The sequence below is a fragment of the Aeromonas aquatica genome, assembly GCF_000764655.1.
Taxonomy (GTDB): domain Bacteria; phylum Pseudomonadota; class Gammaproteobacteria; order Enterobacterales; family Aeromonadaceae; genus Aeromonas; species Aeromonas aquatica.
The window spans coordinates 1-4029 of sequence record NZ_JRGL01000043.1 but is presented as its reverse complement, the minus strand read 5'-3'; the positions used below and the strand labels follow the sequence as shown (position 1 = coordinate 4029).

At 55.9% G+C, this 4029-nt stretch carries 4 protein-coding genes; 2 read left to right on the top strand and 2 right to left on the bottom strand.

All coding sequences use genetic code 11. The features are described from left to right. Nucleotides 1-174: 174 nt before the first annotated feature. A complete protein-coding gene (locus LG30_RS21420; protein ID WP_081966049.1) occupies nucleotides 175-642 on the top strand; it encodes a GNAT family N-acetyltransferase in 468 nt (155 codons plus the stop codon). 145 nt (nucleotides 643-787) lie between these two features. Here LG30_RS21420 and LG30_RS0107505 read toward each other — a convergent pair whose 3' ends face one another. After that, the gene (locus LG30_RS0107505; protein ID WP_161785823.1) at nucleotides 788-1525 is read right to left on the bottom strand and encodes an SDR family NAD(P)-dependent oxidoreductase; all 738 of its coding nucleotides are present in this window, start codon (nucleotides 1523-1525) and stop codon (nucleotides 788-790) included. 256 nt (nucleotides 1526-1781) lie between these two features. Here LG30_RS0107505 and LG30_RS0107500 point away from each other — a divergent pair, with 256 nt between their 5' ends. Next, on the top strand, nucleotides 1782-2237 hold the full coding sequence (locus LG30_RS0107500; RefSeq protein WP_033130090.1) for a YcgN family cysteine cluster protein: 456 nt from the start codon (nucleotides 1782-1784) through the stop codon (nucleotides 2235-2237). Nucleotides 2238-2563: 326 nt separating this feature from the next. Here the strand turns inward: LG30_RS0107500 and LG30_RS0107495 are convergent, their stop codons facing one another. Continuing rightward, on the bottom strand, nucleotides 2564-3976 hold the full coding sequence (locus LG30_RS0107495) for an FAD-dependent oxidoreductase (protein ID WP_033130089.1): 1413 nt from the start codon (nucleotides 3974-3976) through the stop codon (nucleotides 2564-2566). Nucleotides 3977-4029: the final 53 nt, after the last annotated feature.

Here is a 4029-nt window from a genome sequence, read left to right as displayed (position 1 = left end):
GGCCGATATCGGCAAGGCCCTGCGTGAAGTAACCGGCTGGTAATTTCTTTCAGCCTGTTATCTCAGATAGCAAAATGCCGCCCCTTGGGGCGGCATTTTTCTTTCTAATGATTTGACATTATTATCCGTTCTCGTGAATCTAAGAATGCTTTTCTATTTTGGTAAAGAGGATATATGGAGATTTCATTGCTTGCGGATAATCCGCATGAAGTATCGACAATCGTCGACTGGTATTTCGATGAATGGGCCTCTCATGTGCCTGGTGTTACGAAAGAGATGGTACGTAGAAAGGCTGAAGCCATAGCTTTAAATAGAAACTTTCCATTTAACTTGGTTGCACATGACGATAGAGAACTGGTTGGAACATTGGAGCTGAAAATTCAGAAAAATAAAAACCACCCTGAATATGAGTTCTGGATTGGTGGTGTCTATGTTCCTGCTGCACACCGTAGAAAAGGCATCGCAAAAAAAATGATTAATGTCGCTAGGGACATGGCCGTTTCCCGTGGTGTTGCGACACTCTACTTACAGTGCGAAACACATAACGTTGACTTCTATCGTGAACAAGGCTTCAACGCAATACATGAATCAAACCATTGTCACTGGGAAACGACCATCATGGTATGGCACGCTGCAGTATAAAAATGATTTATAGGGTAGGTCGCAAGATTGGTTACATTTGGCCTACCTGATCGGGAGAGTTTGCTGTGATTGGCCATTCGTATTGAATGGCTCGTAAACTACAAGCCTGCGCTTGATACCGTAATGTTCGAGTCGACGTTGCGATTTACCACGGAAGTTTGCCTGTTTCCAAGCAAATAAAATCCCGTGAATTAACATCATCACGTTCGATCATGTCAACCAATCTGCTTGCGGATTGCTCCGGTGTCAGCGTTGCATCGGCAGGGGCCATTTGGGTGAGTAGTGCCCCGGGGTGGACCGAGATCACTTTAATACCCATGCTTTCCAAATCATCCGCCATGCAGAGTGACAACATATTCTGGGCCGCCTTCGCAATGCGATAAGAGAAAGAGCACTTAATTCCCTTGGTTGCACCTGCAGCTTGCATGTTCAATGAGCCTCTCCTTGAACTGATATTGACGATCAGAGATGGTTGCATTTTCTTTGCATGGTTCAGCAGGGCATTGATGGTAGAAAGAGCACCGACACAATGTGTTTTAAATTCATAAATGAGCTGGTCACTTGTACTGCGCTTGGTATCTATACCCGGAGTGCCGGCGGAGCCCGCATTATTTATGACAATATTTATCTCCGTGTTCTCTATAAACTCGGAAAGCTGTGCCTCATAGTTTTCATGAGTTACATCAGCAACAAGCACAGAGATTCCAGGGTATGTAGCCGTCAGCATGTCATAGGCATTGACAGTTCTGACAACCGCATAAACCTGATACTTGTGCTCATAAAAAGTTTGGACGAGTGCTAGCCCTAGTCCTCTGCTTGCCCCCGTTATCAACACTGCCTTCATCACACCACCCATTAATCCATATGGCCAGTTCATGTTCATCCGCAGGTTCGAATAGCAGAGCATATTCGGATCTGCGAGGGAGGCTAGTATGCCACAGCTATTTCCGCCCACCAGCGGGTAGAAATGACCGCCGTTAGATGGAGGTCTACCAACCTGATTATCTGGATGGGATCACATGAATCGCCGGTCATGACATCGACCTCGTACGATAGGCAACACTGCCGCCAACCTTGAAAAATCGGGCCATAGGGCGTATAACCACGCGCTTGTCAGTGTATTGAGTGAGCCAACTTTTATGCAGCAGAGTGAACCCGTGCAGAACGCCCCCTTTTGGCAGGTAAAGACCCTGCAACAGATGACCATGACGGAGTGGGAGTCCCTGTGCGATGGCTGCGGCAAGTGCTGCCTGAACAAGCTGATCGACGAGGACACCGAGGAGCTGGTGTTCACCAACGTGGCCTGCAACCTGCTCAATACCAAGACCTGCCAGTGTTCCGACTACGGCAACCGCTTTAAAAAAGAGCCGGATTGCCTGCAGATAACCTTCGACAAGATTGCCGAGTTCGACTGGCTGCCGTCGAGCTGCGCCTACCGCCTGCTGGCAGAGGGGCAGAGCCTGCCTGAGTGGCATCCGCTTATCACCGGCAGCCGCAGCGCCATGCACCAGGCCGGCCAGTCGGTGCGAGGCAAGGTGGTGCACGAGGCCCATGCCGGCGACTGGATAGATCACATCATTACCTGGGCGAGCTAAGCCACCAAACCGGATTTTATCTGTCATAGCAATGGCAGGGGAGTGCGACTCCTCTGCCCTTGTTGCTTTTGGCATACAAATGATGAGTTTTATGCAGTAAAGGCAGTGTAATAAGGCGTACCGGGACGAAAGTATTAGCAGGTCGTGAGATGTCGTCCCTGGCGCCACCAGCGCAGGTCAAACCGCTTCCATGATACAGGGACGGGAGAGCCGCACTCTCCCGCCCCTGTTGCTATCTGGCATTGGGCCGCGCGTGGGTGACATGCCCGCCGCTCGCCAGTTGATGGCGAGGATCCACGGCTCTTTTTTATCCATCTTGGCGGCCGTTACTTATCCGCCTTGCCCGCCGCATCCGCCAGTCGGGCCAGCCGCTTGTCATACCAGGGCACGGGGCGCCCTTCATCTTCCGCCCGCTCTTTGCGGCGGATGGCATTGCGCACCACCATGGCCCCCAGCCAGCGAAAGGGCTCAGGCGGGAAATAGCCGCGCGGGCCGCTCACCAGGGCGCAATCACGCCACATTTTGTCCTCTTCCCGCACCACATCTCTCACCAGGGCTGCCAGTACTTGACCGCCCATCCAGCTCTGCGCCACCCCGTTGCCGGAATAGCCGAGGCCATAGACGATATTGGGCTGCTCGCGCCAGTGGCCGAAGAAGGGGAGGCCATCCACCGAGCGATCGGAGGCGCCGCACCAGCTGGCGGCGATGGGCACATCCTGGAGCGCCGGAAAGAAGCGGCGCAGCGCCAGGGTCAGCGGGGCCAGATAACGGCTCGGACGATCGAAGTCGGCCAGATAGCGGTTGGCGAAGGCGAAGCGGTTGCCCCCCTTGCCGAGCATGAGGCGGCCATCCGGGGTGGATCGGTAGTAATGGACGAAGGTGCGCCCATCGACCGTGCTGCGGCCGTGATTCATCTGCTGGGCTGCCAGCTGGGCGGGGGCGGGTTCCGTGATCACCATGTCGGAGGAGACCAGCACTATGCTGCGGCGAAACTCGCGAAAGTGCGCCGTCATGGCGCTGTTGAGGGCCAGCACTACCTTGCGGGCGCGCACGATGGCCTCTGGCGTTTGCACCCGCGCAGGCTGGCCTGCGTCGAGGCGCTGCATGGGGGAGCCTTCATACACCTCGACCCCCAATTCCCGCGCCACCCGCAGCAGGCCGCGCACCAGCAGCGCCGGTTGCACCGAGCCCGCGTGGGGGCTGTAGAGCCCCTCCAGATGGACGTGGGAGCCGCTTTGGCTCGCCAGTTCACTCTCCTCAATCGTCTGCCACTGGTTAAGACCGGTTCGCTTTAGCTCCTGCAATACCGGCTCCATCAGACCGCACTGGGCCTCGCTGGTGGCGGTATAGCAGGTACCCTCCACCCGCAGTTGGGCCTCTATGTCGTGGAGCTTGCAGAAGTGGGCTATCTCGTGCACCGCCTGCTCGGAGCTTCGCACCAGCCAGGCGGCCTGCTGCTCCCCAAACAGCCGCTTCAGGGTCAGGTACTTGGCCGACCAGGTGAGCAGGCAGCCGCCGTTGCGCCCCGAGGCCCCGCTGCCGCACAGCCCCTTCTCCAGCACCAATACCCGTAACGCGGGGTCAGCCTGCTTGAGATGAATGGCGCACCAGAGCCCGGTAAAGCCGCCGCCGACGATGCAGACATCGACCTCGTGGTTGCCATGAAGGGGCGTGGGGGGCTCGGGCTGTTCGGCGGCCAGGGCCTCGGCCAGCCAGAAGGGGAGTTGAGTGTGAGGCATCTTGTTTCCGTTAAATGTCATGGTTGGCGCCAGCGCTGGGTACGGGTCAGCAG